Origin of the sequence: Streptosporangium sp. G11 (genome assembly GCF_051192615.1) — a bacterium.
In the GTDB taxonomy this organism is placed as follows: Bacteria; Actinomycetota; Actinomycetes; order Streptosporangiales; family Streptosporangiaceae; genus Streptosporangium.
Window position 1 is genome coordinate 1 of record NZ_JBPJUQ010000293.1, and the last position, 1332, is coordinate 1332.

A 1332-nucleotide genomic window follows, 5' to 3' on the forward strand; every position below is an offset into this window, starting at 1 on the left:
CTGCGGCACCTGTTCAACCGTCTGATCGGCTGCCTCTATCACTGCCTCAAAACGCGCCGGACCTACGACGAGTCCATCGCGTTTCCACCTCCTCTCACCGTCGTCACTTGACACCACAACGTGCTCGGATGTCTGGGGTCACGTTCGGAGAAGACCCCGGGATCCGGCGGGCGGCGGCGATGTGTGACACCTGTGGGGTGGCGTGCGGCGGGATGACCAGCACGGGGCAGAACGCATGAGCGGCGACATGAACGCTGACCGAGCCGAGCAGCAACCCGGTGAGTCCGCCGAGACCTCGGGATCCGACCACCAGGATCTTCGCCGTCCGGCTGAGCGAGACCAGTTCCGGTCCGGGGGCGCCCCGGACCAGAATCGAGCGCACCTCCCGGCCCGGCAGCAGCCGCTCGGCCAGCTGCACCCCTTCGAACAGGACACGGCCCGCGTGCCGTCGCCGCTGCTCGGTGATCGCCGCCTCACGCTCGGCGCGGGGGCATGGCAGACGGTCAACTCCGCTCGCCGCACCCCGCACTCCAGCGCCGCCCATTCGACCGCGCCACGGCTGTGTGGCGACCCGTCGAACGCGACGATGATCTCTCGCCTCATGGGAACACCCTCCAGCCAGGACCGTGACGTCACATCAAAGGCAGGATCCTCGCCTCATCCGGCGGGGACGTGGGACGGCAGGACCGGGACCAGGCGGAACATCCCCGTCATGAGCTCGGGCGGCTCCCGGTGCTCGGTGATGCGGCCGGCCACGGCCCGCAGCACGTCGGTGGCGGTCATCATCCCCGCCAGCCGGTGATCTTTTCCGATGACCCCGATCGCGTCGACGCCGGCGTCGAGCATCGCGGCGACGGCGTCGGCCAGAGGCGTGCCGGGCGTGGTGTGCGGGCGGCGGCGATCTGCCAGCAGCGCGCGGACCCGCGCGTGTGACTGTTCGATCGGGCCGCCGGACCAGTGGGCGGTGAGGTCCTCGCGGGTCAGGATCCCGCGCAGGCAGCCGTGCCCGTCGACGACCGGCAGGTGATGGACATCCGCGCGACGCATGATCTCCCAGGCCATGAGCGGGGATTCCTCGAGGTCGACGGCGACCAGGGTCCGGCTCATCACCTGTGCCACCGTGAGGTTGCCGGTGTCCATCACGCCTCTCTTCGGGCTCGGAGCACGGCGACGGGGCAGCGGGCGTGGTGAAGGGCTCCGTGACTGACCGAGCCCAGCACGGCCGAGCCGAACCTGCCCAGCCCCCGGCTGCCCGGCACGACCTGTTCGGCGTCCTCGGCCTCGCGCCGCAGGACCTCGGTCACCCGGCCCGCCTCCAACAGGGACTCCACC

General features: G+C 70.6%; 3 protein-coding genes and 1 pseudogene. All 4 read right to left on the reverse strand.

From position 1 onward, the window contains the following. Nucleotides 1–103: 103 nt before the first annotated feature. Nucleotides 104–544 (reverse strand): universal stress protein, encoded by a 441-nt coding sequence (locus ACSDR0_RS50630; protein ID WP_435296138.1) that lies wholly within the window; start codon nt 542–544, stop codon nt 104–106. Further along, nucleotides 535–603, reverse strand: a pseudogene (locus ACSDR0_RS50635) (hypothetical protein); the annotation flags it as partial. The pseudogene ACSDR0_RS50635 and the gene ACSDR0_RS50630, both read right to left, overlap by 10 nt. A gap of 54 nt (nt 604–657) precedes the next feature. After that, on the reverse strand, nt 658–1140 hold the full coding sequence (locus ACSDR0_RS50640; protein WP_435296139.1) for a CBS domain-containing protein: 483 nt from the start codon (nt 1138–1140) through the stop codon (nt 658–660). Beyond that, nucleotides 1140–1332 (reverse strand): universal stress protein (locus tag ACSDR0_RS50645; protein ID WP_435296140.1); only part of this gene is annotated, 193 nt, incomplete at its 5' end. The genes ACSDR0_RS50645 and ACSDR0_RS50640, both read right to left, overlap by 1 nt.